Here is a 15,613-nt window from a genome sequence, read left to right as displayed (position 1 = left end):
GCACGAAATTTTCACCTCGATTTCTTGCGAAATTGTCGGAAAAAATTTCGTGAGAGGTGTCATTTCCGAGGCGCATGTCCTCGGAAATGACAGGATTTCATCTTATTCCGTCGTCTGCGGACGACGGAACTCCTTGCAGGAGGGCTTTTTCACCAAGCTGAATCCCGCGGCATATGCCGCGGGATTTTGTTTTCCATTATGGGGAGTGGGAGATCTTGTCCAGCCGTCCGATGAGAAACTGGGCGCACAGGCCGGTGAACAGGCCGCTGACCGCCCCGGCAATCACCAGATAGGGCAGATAGGCCATCACCACCCAGGTGCCCATGAGGGCGGCGGCCACCAGCAGCTGCCCCAGGTTGTGGAAGATGGCGGACACCGGGCTGCACAGCCAGATCTGGTTCTTGGTGAACAGCCGGCGCAGGAGGACCAGCACCGCCCAGCACAGCAGCCCTCCCCCCAGGCTGTAAAAGAGGGTCATCATCTGCCCGGAGAACACCGCCCCCAGAAACACCCGGACCACCAGAATGGACAGGGCGTCCCAGGGCCCCAGCACAAAGACGGCGTACACCGTGACAATGTTGGCCAGCCCCAGCTTCACCCCGGGGATAGGGATGGGCACGGGGATCTGGGCCTCCACCATAAAAATGGTCAGGGCGATGGCGGTGAGCAGGGCCAGCCGGGTGAGGCGGCGGGTCCCCTTATCCTGCGGCGGCGTCCGCATGGCTCTCCCCCCCTGTGATCTCAAGGACGACCTGGTGGGGCAGGCAGACCACCGGCACCGAGGCGTCGGAGATCCACCCCTGATTCACGCACACCTGGTCGGGGCAGTTGGCGCTCTGCATCCGGACCCGGCCGGGGGCCACCTCCACCAGATTCTCCGCCCCGTCCTCCCCGCTGAGGGGGATGGTGTAGGGCTCGGTCACCTGGTCCAGGCGGACCTCCTCCACCAATTCCCCGTACTGATAGATTCTGACCGACACCCCCGCCTGGGCGTTGGCCCTCTGCCACAGAAGGAACCCGGCGCAGGCCAGCACCACCAGGGCCAGCGCCCCCGCCAGAATGGCCGTTCTCCGGTTCACGGGGCGATCACCTCCATTGTCCGGTCCTGGGACAGGGTGAAAGTCTCCTCCAGCCCCTGGGTGATTTGGACCGTGCCGTCCTCCAGCACCAAAATCAGCTCCACCCCCAGCTCGGGGTGTGCCCGCCAGAAGCCGACGGCCTCCTCCGGCCCCATGACAAACAGGGCGGTGGACAGGGCGTCGCACACGGTGCCGTCCGCCCCGATGACCGTCACCGAGGTCAGGCCGCTGCGGGCGGGGGCGGCGGTGTCCGGGTCCATGATGTGCCAGTAGGTCTCTCCGCCCTCCTCAAAGTACCGCTGATAGCCCCCCGAGGTGATGACCGCCTGGTCGGCGATCTCCACCACCCCCAGGGTGGCCTCCTGCTGGCTGTCCGGGTCCTGAATGGCCACCCGCCAGGGGTTTCCGTCGGGCCGGGTCCCCACCGCCTGGATGTTGCCCCCCAGGCGGAGGATGGCGGAGGTCACCCCCGCCTGGCGCAGCTGCTCGGCCAGATATGTCCCGGCGTACCCCTTGGCCACCGCCCCCAGGTCCAGCTCCATGTTCTCAGGCAGGCGGGCCCGCAGGCCGTCCCCGTCCAGCTCCAGCCGGGTGTAGTCAATGCGCGGGATCAGGGCGTCCAGCTCCCCCTGGGAGGGCACCCGGTACTCCCCGGTGGTGAACCCCCAGGCCTGCACCGCCGAGTAGGCGGTCAGGTCCAGGGCCCCGTCCGTGAGGGCGCACAGCTCCAGGGCCCGGGAGAGCAGGTCTGCCGTCTCCTGGGACAGGTCCACCCACGCCCCGCCGCTGTGGTTCAGGGCCCAGATCTCGCTGTTCTCGTCGGTGACCGCCCACAGGTCCTCCAGGCGGTAGATGGTCTCCTCCGCCCGGGCCAGGGCCTCCTCCCCGCCCTCTCCATACACGTCCATGGACATGATGGTGTCCATGGCGAAGATCTGGCCGGACGCCGGCTCCGCCGTCCTCTGGGCGCAGCCGCCCAGCAGTACCGCGGCGGCCAGCCCCGCCGCCAGGAATCCGGCCCGGGTTCTCCCCCCTCCGCGCTCCATATCCGGCCGCCTCAAAGGACTTCCCGGTACAGGGCGGAGGCGTCCGCCTTGCCCACGCTGTCCGCCACGGCCAGCACTTCCACCTTCACGGTGCGCTCGCCGAATTTCAATTCCAGAAGGTCCCCGGCCTTCACGTCGTAGCTGGCCTTTACCGGCCGGCCGTTGGCGGTGACCCGGCCGTTGTCACAGGCCTCGTTGGCCACCGTCCGACGCTTGATGAGCCGGGACACCTTCAGCCATTTGTCCAGTCGCATAATCAGAAAACTCCTCTGTTCAAAAAAAGGAGCGCCGCCAAGCGGCGCTCCCGGGATGGCATGGCTTTACTGGGCCACCGCGTCCTTCAGGGCCTTGCCGGCCTTGAACACGGGCAGCTTGGCCTCGGAGATGGGGATCTCCTCGCCGGTGCGGGGGTTGCGGCCCACCCGGGCGGCCCGGGTCTTTACCTCGAAGGAGCCAAAGCCCACCAGCTGAACCTTCTCCCCCTGGGTCAGGGCCTCGGCAATGGCGTCCACGGTGGCGGTAATGGCGGCCTCGGCGTCCTTCTTGGACAGGTCGGCCTTCTCGGCCACTGCGGCGATCAGTTCGGTCTTATTCATGGTCGTATTCCTCCTAAGAAAGTTGACGGCCCCAAACGGCGGCCTGTCTTTGGTTGGTGCGCTGATCTGGGGCGCTTGTCCCCATCACGGCTTCTGCGTTGGAGCTTCCTCCGCCTTGGCCTGGGCCCAAAGGGCCTCCAGCTCCTCCAGGGGCAGTTCCCCCAGAGGGCGGCCTCCGGCGCGCTCCTCCACCGTCTGGAAGCGGCGGATGAACTTGTCGCAGGCCCGGGTCAGAGCCTGCTCGCTGTCCAGGCCCAGGAAGCGCCCCGCCTTCACCGCGGCGAACAGCAGGTCGCCCAGTTCCTCCTCCGGGTCCCCGTCCCCCTGGGCGGCCCGGCGGAGCTCGTCCGCCTCCTCGGCCAGCTTGTCCAGGGCGGGGGCCGGGTCCGGCCAGTCAAAGCCCGCCTTGGCGGCCTTGCTCTGGATCTTCTCCGCCCGGATCAGGGCGGGAAGGGAGCGGGCCACCCCCTTCAGGGTGTCCGAGGCGGTGCGCTGGTCCTTCTCCTCCCGCTTCTGGGCGTCCCAGGTGTCCAGCGCCTGGGCGCAGTCGTCGGCGTGGGCCTGTCCAAAGACGTGGGGGTGGCGGAACACCATCTTCTGGGCTACGCCGTCCACCACGTCGTCAAAGGTGAAGAGCCCCTCCTCCCGGGCCATCTGGGCGTGGAACACCACCTGGAGCAGGACGTCCCCCAGCTCCTCCTTCAGGTGCTCGGGGTCCTTCTCGTCGATGGCCTCCACCACCTCATAGGCCTCCTCCAGCATGTTCCGCCGGATGCTCTCGTGGGTCTGCTCCCGGTCCCAGGGGCAGCCCCCCGGAGCCCGGAGCAGGGCCATGATGCGGCGCAGATCCTGGATGTCATAGCGCTCCATATACTGAAAATCTACCACATTCTCGCTTCCTTCGCAAGGTATTTTTTGCTTTTAGCCCAATTCTTTTGCGTATTTCCGCCCCCACAGGGGCCGGAAATACATGGAAGGCCCCGGCGCCGCCCTGAAAACAGACGTTCAGGGCCTTTTTGCGCCATCAGAGATGGAGCATCCGGGCAATCTTTTCGCCCTTGGGCATCAGCATCAGATCGTCTTTTGTAATCGCGCGGAGGGCGATCACCAAAACGCCGTAGATGACCACCGCCACCAGAATGGCCAGGAGGGTGGCCGCGGCGTTGCCGGTGCGGCTCAGCCCCAATACCTCATGGGTAACCGGGTCCGCGGACATAAATATCCCGGTGGCCTCAAACAACTTGGACATCAGGCCGTATACCGCCCAGGCCCCCAGCCCCATGAGGGCGGATGCGGCCAGCGGCTTGGCAAAGACCTGGATATACCTGGGCCGGCGGGGAAGAACCCGGGACATCACCACCAGATCCAGCGTCATGCACAGGGCGAAGCACAGGATGTTCCCCATGGGGGCCCCGTAGATGCCGATGGTGGGCTGGATCACCACGTTGTAGTTGGTAATGATCTTTACCACGCCTCCCGCCACCATGATGATCACCGGCAGGCTCACAAAGCCGTGTGCCTGGAGAACGGAGTTGCACACCAGCATCATGCACACGAACAGGGTGGCCAGGCCCAGAGTGGACAGCAGAGGACCGGCCAGCTGGGGATTCAGGTTGGGGAAGATGAGGGCCATGATGGGCTCGCCCAGGACAAACAGCCCCACCGCCATGGGACAGGCGGCCAGAGCGGAGATCCGCAGGGCGGAGCCGGTGATCCGCCCCGCCCCCCGGCGGTCCCGGCGGGCCAGCGCCCCGGAGACGGCGGGAATGACGGCGGCCGTGACGGCGGCCATCAGGGAGGTGGGCAGGTTATAGATGTTCAGAGCGCCGGAGTAGTTGCCATACAGCGTGCGGCTGATGTTCTCCAGGGCGGCGTGGAGCTCCAGGGAGGCGGACTGCAGGTCGGTGAGGGCGGACTGCTGATCCCGCAGGGCCTCGGCCTGGGCCGCGTACTGGTCCAGCAGGGACATGGAGACGGCGCTGCCATCGGGCAGGGCGGCCTGCCAGGCGGACAGGGCCTCCTTCAGGGAGGCGAAGTCCACAAAGTCCTGATACAGGGTCCAGGTGTCCTGGTTCTCCAGCAGGGCCCGCTGGAGCTGTCCCTGGACCAGGGAGGTGTCGATGACGGTGACGATGCCCACCATGGAGGAACTGATGGTGATGGGGACGGCGATCATCAGCAGGTGCTTGAGGATGGTGGACGGCTCGTCGGGCTGGTCGTCGGCCAGCTGGGGCTCCTGGCTGCGGGTGATCAAAAAGTTCATCAGCATATAGGCCAGGGCCACGATGGTGCCCACCGTCACGCCTGTGATGGCGCCGGCGGCGGCGTGGCTGGCGTCCGCCCCGTGGCCCACCAGCCAGTAGGCCAGCCCCAAGCCCACGGTGAGCTTGCACAGGGCCTCGATGATCTGGGAGACGGCGGTGGGGGTCATGTTCCCGTGCCCCTGGGCATAGCCCCGGAAGGCGGACAGGCAGCCCACGCAGATCACCGCCGGAGCCAGGGCCCGGATGCCGGGGGCGGCCATGCTGTCGTTCATCAGGCCGGCCAGCTGTTCCGAGCCGAAGAACATCACCAGGAAGGACAGGACCCCCAGAATCAGGAACAGGGCCAGGGCCAGCCGGAAGGTGCGGCGCACCTGGTTCCGGCGGCCCAGGGCGTCGGCCTCGCTCACCAGCTTGGACACCGCCACGGGCAGGCCCGCGGTGGAGATGGTGAGCAGGACGGAGTAGATGTTATAGGCGTTGTTGAAGTCGGCGGAGCCCTGCTCCCCGATGATGTTCAGGAGCGGGATCTTGTAGAACATGCCGATGAGCTTGACCACCAGAATGCCTACGGCCAGGATCGCGGCTCCGCCGAAAAAGGTGTTGGGCTTGGACGTACGGGCCACCCGGCGCGGGGGCTGATCGTGCTGCGCCATTCGGAGACCTCCTTAGGTTGAGATAGGAGTTAAGAGAGAGGGAATCAAAATCAGGCGTTGGAGCCAAAGAGCAGAGGGAGGGCATAGCGCTCCACCTCGTACCGGATGCGCTCCAGGTCCAGGGTGAAAAACTCCCCCTTCTCATATATGACCTTCCCCCGGGCCATATTCATGTCCACGTTGGAGCCGTGGGCGGCATAGACCAGATTTTCCGCCACGTCGTGGCAGGGGGTCAGGTTGGGGGCGGAGAAGTCCACCAGGATCAGGTCGGCCGTCTTGCCCGGGGCGATGACCCCTGTGTCCCGGCCCAGGGCCTCCGCCCCGTTCACCGTGGCCATCTCCAGGGCCTGACAGGCGGACAGGGCCATGGGGTCCCGGCGCACCCCGGCCTGGAGGCAGGCGGCCAGCTTCACATCGGAAAACAGGTCGGCGCTGTTGTGGGAGGACATGCCGTCGGTGCCCAGGGCCACGTTCACCCCCGCCCGAAGCATATCCGGGACGGGGGCCACCCCGGAGCCCAGCTTCAGATTGGACCAGGGGTTGTGGACGCAGGAGACGTGCTTTTTCGACATGATGGCCCAGTCCTCCGGCGTGGTGTACACACAGTGGGCGGCCAGAGCCCTCCCGCTGTCCCACACCCCGTACTGGTCCAGAACCTGGGTCGGCGTCCTGCCCCACCGCTCCAGACACGCCTGGTGCTCTGAGGCCGTCTCAGACACGTGGACATGCATATTGAGGCGGTGCTCCATGGCGTAGTCCGCCATCCACCTCCACAGCGGCGGGTTGGAGGTGTACTCGGCGTGGACGGAGGCGTCCACCAGGATCTGTCCGTCATTGGCGCCGTGCCACTCCTCAGTCAGCGCGATCTGGTTCCGGCAGTCGCCGCAGGTTTCAGGGGAGAAGTCCTCCGGGGCGCCGAAATACACCCCCCCGCAGGACAGGTTGGCGGAGATGCCCGCCTCCACGATCTGCCGGGCGATGGTCCCCGTCTTCATATACATGTCTGCCACACAGGTGACCCCCGAGGCGATCATCTCCGCCAGGCCCAGGCCGGTCCCGGCGGCCACCGCCCGCTGGTCCAGCTTGGCCTCGGCGGGGAAAATGAAGTCGTTCAGCCAGTGCTGAAGGTCCTGGCCCCCGCCGTACCCCCGCATGAGGGTCATGGGCAGGTGGGTGTGGGCGTTCACAAAGCCGGGCATCAGCACCTTGCCGGCGCCGTCGATCACCCGGTCAAACGCCCCCTGGGGGCGCTGGGTCCCCACGGAGGCGATCCTGCTCCCCTCCACCGCCACATAGGCGTCCTTTAAAATCCGCCGCTCCTCATCCATGGTGACGGCGGTGACATGCTCAAATAAAACAGACATGAATTGCTCCTATTGCTTCAAAAAAGTTTGCGCCCAGTCCAGTTGGTCCCGGTGGACAAACAGGCGGTACTCCATATGGGCGTCGTGCCGGATATTTGCGTTTCTAAACCGCTCCCGGCTGCCGGACGCCGTCATGGTGGGACTGGTACGGTTTCTGACTTTGCAAGTAAAGTCGATCCCCGCCGCCTCCAGGGCGTCCCGCACCTGGCAGAAGCGGGCGAGGTCGTAGGTGATGAGAAGCTCCGCGCGGTTGAAGATGGTGAGCACGAAAATCCCTCCTGAGTTTCAGACCGGCGGGGGCGTTTCGCTGTCTGCGGACGGCGGGCTTCTTTCTGGATGCCCAGAAAGAAGCCAATGGCCCAGGCCCCTTCTCTTGGCCTTTCGGGGCAATTCACCTTCAGCCCCTCCCCTGCGACAGGGCCGGAACGGTTTCAATTTTGCGTAGGGGAACCCCTTGGGGCTCCCGCCGGGGCGGTGCATATCAAGAAGTCACCCTCATCCGGCCCTTCGGGCCCCCCTACCCCTTTTGTCCCTCCGGGACATTTCCCCCTGATAGGGGGAATCGTCCTTCCCCCTTGGAGGGGGAAGGCTTGCGGGCGGCTGATAGCCGCCCCTACAAAGGGAACCGAAACCCGATTCCGCATCCATCTCGGGCGACCGCAAGGGTCGCCCCTACGGCGTATCCAGCACCGGGAGTGTTGGTTCGGCAAAGTCAGGCGCAAAATTGGAACCGCACCAATTGCAATTTTTGCAAACCCAGGACCCAGTGGCCCGGCAGGAATTTAGATTGCCACTCAGATTTTGCGCGCCGGAAGGTTTCTGTCTGGCCCAAGGGGTAACCCCCGTAATAGGGGTCCGGGGAAAGGCGAATGTGGGCACGGAGTGCCCACCTTGAGCCGTCCCCGGTGCGTTTTGCCCAATCCCTCGTTACTCCCGGCGAAGCCCAGCGAAGCGGGTTCGCCGGGAAGAGGAGGAGCAAGGGAACGAACGCAGTTTTCGCCGCCAGGCGGAAACGGAGTGGAGTGGACTTTGCGACGACGAGCCGCCATGGGCAAAGGAACTCGCCGCCCGCAGGCGGCGAAATCCCCTGCTAAAACCTCACATTTTCCTCAGACACGCCCGAATGAGCCCGGAGAACTTCTCTCTGGCCGCCTCGGCGGCGTCCAGCACCTCCTGCTCGGAGAGGGGCTGGTCCAGAATACCCGCGGCCATGTTGGAGAGCAGGGTGAGCCCCAGCACCTCCATGCCGCAGTGTCCGGCCGCCACCACCTCGGGGGCGGTGGACATGCCCACCGCGTCACCCCCCAGAATGCGGGCGGCCCGGACCTCGGCGGGGGTCTCGTACTGGGGGCCGTAGCAGTAGAAGTAGACCCCCTCCCGCAGAGGGATGCCCAGCTCCGCCGCCGTCTCCCGGGCCAGCTCCTGGAGCCGGGGGGTGTACAGGCGGGAGGCGTCCGGGAAGCGGGTTCCGAACTCGGGCAGGTTCTCTCCCCGCAGGGGGGAGACGGAGAACAGCTTGATGTGGTCGGTAATGAGCATCAGGTCCCCCGCCTGCCAGCTGGTGTTGACACAGCCGGCGGCGTTGGTGACCACCAGAGTCTCGCACCCCAGCAGGCGGAGCACCCGCACCGCGTAGGTGACCTCCTCATAGGAGTACCCCTCGTAGTGGTGCATCCGCCCCTGCATCACGGCCACCGGCTGTCCCTCCAGGAAGCCGAACACCAGCCGCCCCTTGTGTCCGGGGGCGGTGGAGGCCTTGAAGTGGGGGATATCCCGGTAGTCCACAAAAATGGGGCGCTCCACCTGATCCCCCAGATAGCCCAGGCCGGAGCCCAGCACCATGGCGATCTTCGGCGCGAAGTCCCCCAGCCGCTCCCGCAGGAAGCCGGCGCTCTCCCGGTATTGCTCCATGGTAAATTCCATCGGGCGCTCCTTTACAGGCTTCCGCCGCACCGGCGGCAGAACTGGTCGTCCCGGCCGCACGCCGCGCCGCAGGCGGGGCAGATCCTGGCCTGGCGCAGGGCGGCGATGCGCTCCTTCAGCTCGGCGGTCTTCTCGCTGAGTTCGTCGGCCCGGTCCAGCAGGGCGGTGATCTGCTCCCCGTCCTCCGCCTGGCCCCGGTGGGTGTCGTACATCACCTGGCCCAGCTGGCGCAGCACGTCGTTGAATTCTCCGTTCAGGTCAAAGAGCTGTACGTTCAGCTTGGCTACGTCCACCATCTGGCCGGCCTTCTTTCCGGCCGCCCGGGCGGTCTGATTGGCCGCGTCCGCGGCGCCCACCGCGGTGTCCCGCACCCGGTCCAGCAGTTCCCTCACCTTGTCGTCCATGGTCACGCGCTCCTTTCTGGACTGGCATGAAAAAATTGGTTCGCCTTAGTTTACACCAAACCGCCATAAAAAGCAACGAAAAAGCGCGCCGCGCCCGGGTTTGGCCGGAGTTTTTTCCCGTCCGCCCCTCTGCGCGGCGAAACCTCCCCCTTCAAATCAAAAAACGCCGCCCGCCCGTCTGAAACCAGACAGGCGGACGGCGTAAACCGAGCCGCTTACAGGCGGGCCAGCGCCCGGGTGCGGAACAGGGCCAGATAGACCGCTCCGGCGGACGCCAGTCCAAACACCCCCTGCACCAGGTTGAAGGAGACGTTGGCCAGGGCCCCCAGCCCCAGGCCCACCGGGATGGGGGCGGCCTCATAGAGGAAGTAGCCCGCCACCATCACCGCCTCCCCTGCCGCGCCGCTGGCCAGCAGAGCGGGGAGGGCGTGAGAGCTCTCCCCCCGGCGGAGCCGGCGGAACAGCAGTCCGGCCGCCAGGGCCATCAGCCCCTTCACCACCAGGGTCCCCGGCGCGTACAGGGGGTAGCCCAGCAGATCGGCCAGCATGGAGCCGATCCCGGCCGCCGCGCAGCCCAGTCCGGGACCCAGAATCCAGGCGGACAGGAGGACCGCGCAGTCCCCCAGATTCACATAGCCGGACATGGGGGACGGGATGCGGATCACCATGGTCATCACTGTGGTCAGGGCGGCAAACAGGGCCGCCAGGACCAGTTTTCTCAGCTTTTGATCGGTCATAGGGATTCTCCTTTCATGCCGTCCCGGCCGGGGGTTGACATTTGTTCTGTCCTGTATTTTAATGATATCTGACCTTAAAAAAAGTATCAAAATAATATTTTTTGATAGGGCCAGAAAGGAACGGCCATGCTGACCTACGATTTGGAGCGGCGGGGGGACCTGCCCCGCTATGACTATCTGTACCGCTGCATCAAGGGGGACATCCTGTCCGGCCGCCTGGCGGCGGGGGAGAAGCTGCCCTCCAAGCGGGCCCTGGCCGCCCATTTGGGGACGGCGGTGGTGACGGTGGAGAACGCCTACGCCCAGCTGCTGGCGGAGGGCTACCTGACCTCAAGGGAGCGGTCGGGCTGCTATGTGGCCCAGGTGGAGACCCGGCAGAGCCCCCCTCCCCCTCCGGCCCCGGTCCAGACGGCGCCGGAGCGGCGCTGGCTCCTGGACCTGCGGGGGGTGGGGAGCGGCATCGAGGGCTTCCCCTTCTCCGTGTGGGCCAAGCTGACCCGCCGGGTGCTCACCGAGCGGGGCCCCGCCCTGCTGCGGGCCGTTCCCCACAGCGGGGTGTCCGAGCTGCGCCGGGCCCTGGCCCGGCACCTCTACGAGCTGCGGGGCATCCAGGTCTCCCCCGAGCAGATCGTGGTGGGGGCGGGGGCGGAGTACCTGTACAACCTGCTGGTCCAGCTGCTGGGGCGGGAGCGGGTCTACGGCCTGGAGGACCCGGGCTACTCCAAGGCGGGGCGGGTCTACGCCCTCAATGAGGCGGAGTGCCGCTTCCTCCCGGTGGACGGGGCGGGGGTGCCGCCGGAGGCGCTGGAGGGGAGCGGCGTCCAGGTGCTCCACCTCTCCCCCAACCACCAGTTTCCCACCGGGGCGGTCACCCCCATCTCCCGGCGGCAGGCCATGCTTCGGTGGGCCCAGGCGGGGGACCGGTACCTGATCGAGGACGACTACGACAGCGAGTTCCGCTTCTCCGGCCGCCCCATCCCCCCCATGCAGAGCATCGACCAGAGCGGTCGGGTCCTCTACATGAACACCTTCTCCCGCTCCCTGGCCCCCTCCCTGCGCATCGGCTATCTGGTGCTCCCTCCCGCCCTGCTGGATCGCTACCGGGACCGGCTGGGCTTCTACTCCTGCACCGTCCCGGCCATCGAGCAGTACACCCTGGCCCTCTTCTTGAGCGAGGGGTACTTCGACGCCCACCTGAACCGGATGCGGGTCTTTTACCGGGACCGGCGGGACCGGGTGGCGGCGGCCATCCAGGCCAGCCCCCTGGCGGGGCGGTGCCGGATTCTCCACCAAGAGGCCGGGCTCCACTTCCTGCTGGAGCTGGAGACCCACCGGCCCGACCGGGAGCTGGCCGGGCTGGCGGCGGAGCGGGGAGTCCGCCTGTCCTTTTTAACCGACTACCAGCACCGGGAGGGCAGCGCGCCGCCCCACACGCTGATCGTCAACTACCCGGCCCTGGACCCGGAGCAGATGGCCCGGGGGCTGGAGGAGCTGGCCGCCCTGCTGGGCTGAGGAGGAGAGAAAACTCTACGGAGCGTTTCTTGCGGCGGGGGCGGTTTTCTGGTATGCTGTCAGGGAACAAGGGGGGGGATTTTGAGATGGACAACACAAAGCTGGGGAGCCTGATCCGGGCGCTGCGCCGGGAGGCCGGCATGACGCAGCGGGAGCTGGCGGAGGCCCTGGGGGTCACCGACAAGGCGGTGAGCAAATGGGAGCGCGGCCTGGGGTGCCCAGACGTGTCCTTTCTGCCCCAGCTGTCCCGGCTCTTTGGAGTGGACCTGGAAAAGCTGCTCCAGGGGGACCTGGCCCCCAATGAGATGGTAGGAGGCAATATGAAAAAGATGACCTATTACGCCTGCCCGGTGTGCGGCGGGCTCACATTCTGCACCGGTGCGGCGGAGGTATCCTGCTGCGGCCGGAAGCTCGCTCCCCTGGAGCCCCGGAAGGCCCGTGAGGAGGAGAAGCTCACCGTGGAGGGGGTGGAGAACGACTGGTACGTCACCGGAGACCACCCCATGCGCAAGGAGGACTACGTCTCCTTTGTGGCCTTCGCCACCGGGGACCGGCTCCAGGTGGTGAAGCAGTACCCGGAGTGGGACCTCCAGACCCGCATTCCGGGGAGAAACCACGGGATGCTCCTGTGGTACTCCCAGAAGCAGGGGCTGCTGTATCAGCTGGTATAGCAGAGCCCGGGCGCATCGTGAAAAACGAGGGATGTCCGCCGCCGGAATGGCGGGACATCCCTCGTTTTCATTCATAGGGGAAAGCGCCGGTCCCTGCCCGCAGCCCGGGCAGGTCATGGGGCCGTTCCCACCGAGTGGGCGACGCCTTGCAGCGCCTCAGCCAGGACCTCCTCCCCGCCGGTGTAAGTTTCCGGCTCAAAGATCAATGTGTTCCAGAGGTCGTGCAGCTGTTCGGCGGCGGCGGGTTCGTCACAGTAGTAATATGCCGCATAGACGTTGCTGATCAGCGCCTCCATGGTGTCCGGATCGCTGAGGTCCTCAGATTCCGCCTTATCCACAGCAAATCCAATCAGCATGCGGCACCGCTGCTGCCGGGTCTGCATATTTTCCTGATTCTCTGCGTATCTCCCGGCGGAAAAGCCGCCTACTGCCAGTATGACTGCCGCAAGGAGGGCAAGAATTTTTGTGCCGAATTTCATCTGTACCTCACTTTCTCCATCAGAGCCTGGCCTTCTACGCCTGCGGCTGTGTTCCGGTGAGAAACTCCAGCAGGGCCTTGGCGGGGCGGGACAGCTCCGCCGACTTCCGCCAGGCCAGCATCACCGGCCGGTGGGCGGCGGGGTCCCCCAGCTTGTAGTAGACCAGCCGCCCGCCGTCCTCCAGGAACCGGGCCATGCCGTCCCGCAGGAAGGTGCACCCCTTGCCGTCCCGGGCGATGCAGCAGGCGGTGAGCAGCTGGTCCAGCTCCAGGACGGTCTTGGGGCGGAAGCCCGCGTTCCGGCACAGCTTGTACGCCCGCTGGTTCAGGTCGTTTCCCTGCTTGAGCAGCAGGAAGGGCTCCTGGGCGAAGCGGGACAGGTCCACCGCCGGGAAATTTTCCTGGAGATGGACCCCCTCCCGCACCTGGGCGGCGGTGAGCTGGAAGGCCTCCAGCCCCCGGTTCACCGAAAAGGCGGCGGGGACGGCCAGGAGAATCTGCTCCTCATGCCAGACGGTGGAGTGGAACAGGCGGGGGTCGGCCGCCTCCACGCTCAGACTCAGGTCGATGGTGCCGGACTGGAGGCAGGGGTACAGGTCGGGGGCGTTCACCTCCAGCATGCTGGCCCGCCAGGCGGGGTACTGACGCTGAAACTCCTCCGCGATATCGGGCAGCACATGGGCGCAGAAGAAGGAGGCCGCCCCCACCCGGACGCTCCCCCGGCACTCCCCGGCCAGGGCATCGAAGTAGGACTCCATCTCCTGCCGGATGTCCAGGATGCGCTTGACCGCGTCGATGTAGTAGGCCCCCGCCGCCGTCAGGCGGATGGGGTTGGTGCTGCGGTCGAAGATGGGGGTGTGGATCTCCGCCTCCGCCCGGCGCACCGCCGCGCTCAGGGCGGGCTGGGACAGATAGAGCTTCCGGGCGGCCTTGGAGAAGCTCTGCTCCTCATACACCGCGTAGACATATTCCATCTCTTTGAGCATCAGCATGGGGGTACTCCTCTCCTGGTTTTCTTCATTTTACCGCAGATTCTGAAAAAAGTCACGGGGCGGAGCTTCGGGGGTATCAATATTTTGATAACACGAGATAAAGAAATGGGAATTGGACGGGACCGCCTCTCTGTGGTATAGTAGAAAAGAACCAGAACCGGACGTTTTGAACGGCCGGATCAGACACAGGAAAGGAGCGGAACGGCATGGATACGCTGCTGGAAAAATTCGCGAAGCTGGGCTGTGACAACGCCCCGGGCCAGGAGAGCCGCCAGAAGGCGGCGGCGCTGGAGCTGCGGGGTGAGAAGCTGTCGGGCACCCCGGTGGACTTCTCCCACGGGGACGTGGACGCCCACCCCCCCATTCCGGGCACTCTGGCTGATTTCGTGGCCGGTGTGGAGAAGATCGGGGGCCACCAGGCCTACACCGAGTACCGGGGCGGCAAGAGCACCCGGGAAGATCTGGCCCGTAAGATCTCCGCCTTCACCGGGGCGGCCATCGACCCGGAGGAGAACATCATCCTCACCCCCGGCACCCAGGGCGCCCTGTTCCTGGCCATTGGGGCCAACATGGTCCCCGGGGACAAGGTGGCCATCGTGGAGCCCGACTACTTCGCCAACCGGAAGCTGGTGGAGTTCTTCGGCGGCGAGCTGTGCCCCATCCAGATGGACTACTACGGCGCCCAGGACCAGGGCCGGGCCGGTCTGGACCTGACCGGGCTGGAGCAGGCCTTTCAGAGCGGGGTCAAGCTGTTCCTGTTCTCCAACCCCAACAACCCCACCGGCGTGATCTACTCCCGGGAGGAGATCGTCAAGATCGCCTCTCTGGCCAAGGAGTACGGGGCCACCCTCATCGTGGACGAGCTCTACTCCCGCCAGGTGTTTGACGGCCGGGCCTACACCCACCTGTGCGCCCAGCCCGAGCGGCCCGACAACCTGGTGACCATCATCGGCCCCTCCAAGACCGAGTCTCTGAGCGGCTACCGCCTGGGCGTGGCCTTCGGCTCCGCCGCCATCATCGAGCGCATGGAGAAGCTCCAGGCCATCGTCTCCCTCCGGGCCCCCGGCTACTGCCAGGCGGTGTTCGCCTCCTGGTTTGCCGAGCCCCAGGGCTGGATGGAGCAGCGGGTGGCCGGCCACCAGGCCATCCGGGACTCCCTGCTCTCCAAATTTCTCGCCTGCCCCGGAGTCACCGCCCGCACCACCGAGGCGGGGAGCTACCTGTTCCCCAAGCTGCCCCCCCTGGCCGTCTCCGGCGAGGACTTTGTGAAAATCCTCCGGGCCCACGCCGACGTCACCGTCACCCCGGGCACTGAGTTCGGCCCCCAGTTCACCGACAGCTTCCGCATCAATTTCTCCCAGGACCGGAAGGCCGCCGAGGCGGCCGTGGACCGGATCATCACCATGATTGAGAGGTACCGCGTATGAGCAAGAATCCCATCCCCCAGGGCAAGTACAAGCCCGCCGTCCGCTACGGCAATCTCATCTTCACCGCCGGCATGACCCCCCGGAAGGACGGGGTGCTCCTCATGTCCGGCAAGATCAGCCCGGACCGCCCCCTGGACGACTACCGGGACGCGGTGATCCAGGCCGCCTCCAACGCCCTCACCGCCGCCCAGAACACCCTGGGCGAGGGGGAGAAGATCGTACAGATCCTGTCCCTCACCGTCTACCTCAACGCCACCGAGGACTACACCACCCACGCCAAGGTGGGGGATATCGTCTCGGGCTGGCTGTATGAGCAGCTGGGGGACGCGGGCGTCGGCGCCCGGGCCGCCATCGGCCTGGCCACCCTCCCCGGCAACGCCCCGGTGGAGGTCCAGCTCGTGGCCGCCGCCGAATAAACCTGGTTATAAGACAAACGCACGCCTCTGAGGGGACTCGGAGGCGTGCGT

Annotated in this window: 18 protein-coding genes; 4 read left to right on the top strand and 14 right to left on the bottom strand. The window is 66.0% G+C overall.

The annotated features are described in order from the left end of the window. Nucleotides 1–196 precede the first annotated feature (196 nt). The 12 genes from B5F19_RS07090 to B5F19_RS07035 form a co-directional block, all read right to left on the bottom strand. A complete protein-coding gene (locus B5F19_RS07090) occupies nucleotides 197–721 on the bottom strand; it encodes a Gx transporter family protein (RefSeq protein ID WP_087289354.1) in 525 nt (174 codons plus the stop codon). Continuing rightward, nucleotides 699–1,079, bottom strand: a complete 381-nt coding sequence (locus B5F19_RS07085; RefSeq protein WP_087289352.1) for a NusG domain II-containing protein — start codon at nucleotides 1,077–1,079, stop codon at nucleotides 699–701. Before B5F19_RS07085 ends, B5F19_RS07090 begins: the two co-directional genes overlap by 23 nt. Further along, nucleotides 1,076–2,125 (bottom strand): FAD:protein FMN transferase, encoded by a 1,050-nt coding sequence (locus B5F19_RS07080; protein ID WP_242972721.1) that lies wholly within the window; start codon nucleotides 2,123–2,125, stop codon nucleotides 1,076–1,078. Before B5F19_RS07080 ends, B5F19_RS07085 begins: the two co-directional genes overlap by 4 nt. A gap of 11 nt (nucleotides 2,126–2,136) precedes the next feature. Then, nucleotides 2,137–2,379: an RNA-binding S4 domain-containing protein gene (locus tag B5F19_RS07075; protein ID WP_087289350.1), complete on the bottom strand. Its 243-nt coding sequence runs from the start codon at nucleotides 2,377–2,379 to the stop codon at nucleotides 2,137–2,139. 66 nt (nucleotides 2,380–2,445) lie between these two features. Then, entirely contained in the window at nucleotides 2,446–2,787 is a 342-nt protein-coding gene (locus B5F19_RS07070; protein WP_255378396.1) for an HU family DNA-binding protein, read from the bottom strand. An 18-nt stretch (nucleotides 2,788–2,805) separates the two neighbouring features. Continuing rightward, nucleotides 2,806–3,609, bottom strand: coding sequence for a nucleoside triphosphate pyrophosphohydrolase (gene mazG, locus B5F19_RS07065; RefSeq protein WP_087289346.1), 804 nt, complete (start codon nucleotides 3,607–3,609; stop codon nucleotides 2,806–2,808). 136 nt (nucleotides 3,610–3,745) lie between these two features. Continuing rightward, nucleotides 3,746–5,638 carry an oligosaccharide flippase family protein gene (locus tag B5F19_RS07060; RefSeq protein ID WP_087289344.1) on the bottom strand — a complete coding sequence of 631 codons (1,893 nt, stop codon included), beginning with the start codon at nucleotides 5,636–5,638 and terminating at the stop codon, nucleotides 3,746–3,748. A 50-nt stretch (nucleotides 5,639–5,688) separates the two neighbouring features. After that, nucleotides 5,689–7,002 (bottom strand): amidohydrolase, encoded by a 1,314-nt coding sequence (locus B5F19_RS07055; RefSeq protein WP_087289343.1) that lies wholly within the window; start codon nucleotides 7,000–7,002, stop codon nucleotides 5,689–5,691. Between the two features lie 9 nt (nucleotides 7,003–7,011). Beyond that, a complete protein-coding gene (locus tag B5F19_RS07050) occupies nucleotides 7,012–7,269 on the bottom strand; it encodes a hypothetical protein (RefSeq protein WP_087289341.1) in 258 nt (85 codons plus the stop codon). Between the two features lie 831 nt (nucleotides 7,270–8,100). After that, a complete protein-coding gene (locus B5F19_RS07045) occupies nucleotides 8,101–8,925 on the bottom strand; it encodes a purine-nucleoside phosphorylase (RefSeq protein WP_087289339.1) in 825 nt (274 codons plus the stop codon). Between the two features lie 11 nt (nucleotides 8,926–8,936). Continuing rightward, complete coding sequence (locus tag B5F19_RS07040; protein WP_087289337.1) at nucleotides 8,937–9,329, bottom strand: zinc ribbon domain-containing protein; 393 nt, start codon at nucleotides 9,327–9,329, stop codon at nucleotides 8,937–8,939. Nucleotides 9,330–9,544: 215 nt separating this feature from the next. Next, the gene (locus B5F19_RS07035) at nucleotides 9,545–10,066 is read right to left on the bottom strand and encodes an ECF transporter S component (RefSeq protein ID WP_087289335.1); all 522 of its coding nucleotides are present in this window, start codon (nucleotides 10,064–10,066) and stop codon (nucleotides 9,545–9,547) included. 126 nt (nucleotides 10,067–10,192) lie between these two features. Between B5F19_RS07035 and B5F19_RS07030 the strand changes: the two genes are divergently transcribed. Continuing rightward, a complete protein-coding gene (locus B5F19_RS07030; RefSeq protein WP_087289333.1) occupies nucleotides 10,193–11,578 on the top strand; it encodes a PLP-dependent aminotransferase family protein in 1,386 nt (461 codons plus the stop codon). 86 nt (nucleotides 11,579–11,664) lie between these two features. Beyond that, entirely contained in the window at nucleotides 11,665–12,249 is a 585-nt protein-coding gene (locus tag B5F19_RS07025; RefSeq protein WP_087289399.1) for a helix-turn-helix domain-containing protein, read from the top strand. Nucleotides 12,250–12,362: 113 nt separating this feature from the next. Here the strand turns inward: B5F19_RS07025 and B5F19_RS07020 are convergent, their stop codons facing one another. Both B5F19_RS07020 and B5F19_RS07015 read right to left on the bottom strand, forming a co-directional pair. Next, nucleotides 12,363–12,632, bottom strand: a complete 270-nt coding sequence (locus B5F19_RS07020) for a hypothetical protein (protein ID WP_162612540.1) — start codon at nucleotides 12,630–12,632, stop codon at nucleotides 12,363–12,365. Nucleotides 12,633–12,762: 130 nt separating this feature from the next. Beyond that, the gene (locus B5F19_RS07015; RefSeq protein ID WP_087289329.1) at nucleotides 12,763–13,719 is read right to left on the bottom strand and encodes a LysR family transcriptional regulator; all 957 of its coding nucleotides are present in this window, start codon (nucleotides 13,717–13,719) and stop codon (nucleotides 12,763–12,765) included. Between the two features lie 206 nt (nucleotides 13,720–13,925). Here B5F19_RS07015 and B5F19_RS07010 point away from each other — a divergent pair, with 206 nt between their 5' ends. Further along, nucleotides 13,926–15,146, top strand: a complete 1,221-nt coding sequence (locus B5F19_RS07010; RefSeq protein WP_087289327.1) for a pyridoxal phosphate-dependent aminotransferase — start codon at nucleotides 13,926–13,928, stop codon at nucleotides 15,144–15,146. Further along, nucleotides 15,143–15,562: a RidA family protein gene (locus B5F19_RS07005; RefSeq protein WP_087289325.1), complete on the top strand. Its 420-nt coding sequence runs from the start codon at nucleotides 15,143–15,145 to the stop codon at nucleotides 15,560–15,562. The genes B5F19_RS07010 and B5F19_RS07005 overlap by 4 nt, the downstream gene beginning before the upstream one ends. The last annotated feature ends 51 nt before the right edge of the window (nucleotides 15,563–15,613 follow it).

Source organism: Pseudoflavonifractor sp. An184 (assembly GCF_002160305.1).
GTDB lineage: Bacteria > Bacillota > Clostridia > Oscillospirales > Oscillospiraceae > Lawsonibacter > Lawsonibacter pullicola.
The sequence above is the reverse complement of the archived record's forward strand: the minus strand, read 5'-3'. Positions and strand labels throughout refer to the sequence as shown.

Bases quoted from the DNA above. Each gene is read 5' to 3' on its own strand.
- B5F19_RS07010 (WP_087289327.1), top strand. From the start codon at position 13,926: ATGGATACGCTGCTGGAAAAATTCGCGAAGCTGGGCTGTGACAACGCC.
- B5F19_RS07055 (WP_087289343.1), bottom strand. From the start codon at position 7,002: ATGTCTGTTTTATTTGAGCATGTCACCGCCGTCACCATGGATGAGGAG.
- B5F19_RS07060 (WP_087289344.1), bottom strand. From the start codon at position 5,638: ATGGCGCAGCACGATCAGCCCCCGCGCCGGGTGGCCCGTACGTCCAAG.
- B5F19_RS07040 (WP_087289337.1), bottom strand. From the start codon at position 9,329: ATGGACGACAAGGTGAGGGAACTGCTGGACCGGGTGCGGGACACCGCG.
- B5F19_RS07020 (WP_162612540.1), bottom strand. From the start codon at position 12,632: ATGCAGACCCGGCAGCAGCGGTGCCGCATGCTGATTGGATTTGCTGTG.
- B5F19_RS07075 (WP_087289350.1), bottom strand. From the start codon at position 2,379: ATGCGACTGGACAAATGGCTGAAGGTGTCCCGGCTCATCAAGCGTCGG.
- B5F19_RS07015 (WP_087289329.1), bottom strand. From the start codon at position 13,719: ATGCTGATGCTCAAAGAGATGGAATATGTCTACGCGGTGTATGAGGAG.
- B5F19_RS07025 (WP_087289399.1), top strand. From the start codon at position 11,665: ATGGACAACACAAAGCTGGGGAGCCTGATCCGGGCGCTGCGCCGGGAG.
- B5F19_RS07005 (WP_087289325.1), top strand. From the start codon at position 15,143: ATGAGCAAGAATCCCATCCCCCAGGGCAAGTACAAGCCCGCCGTCCGC.
- B5F19_RS07045 (WP_087289339.1), bottom strand. From the start codon at position 8,925: ATGGAATTTACCATGGAGCAATACCGGGAGAGCGCCGGCTTCCTGCGG.
- B5F19_RS07090 (WP_087289354.1), bottom strand. From the start codon at position 721: ATGCGGACGCCGCCGCAGGATAAGGGGACCCGCCGCCTCACCCGGCTG.
- B5F19_RS07080 (WP_242972721.1), bottom strand. From the start codon at position 2,125: ATGGAGCGCGGAGGGGGGAGAACCCGGGCCGGATTCCTGGCGGCGGGG.
- B5F19_RS07035 (WP_087289335.1), bottom strand. From the start codon at position 10,066: ATGACCGATCAAAAGCTGAGAAAACTGGTCCTGGCGGCCCTGTTTGCC.
- B5F19_RS07030 (WP_087289333.1), top strand. From the start codon at position 10,193: ATGCTGACCTACGATTTGGAGCGGCGGGGGGACCTGCCCCGCTATGAC.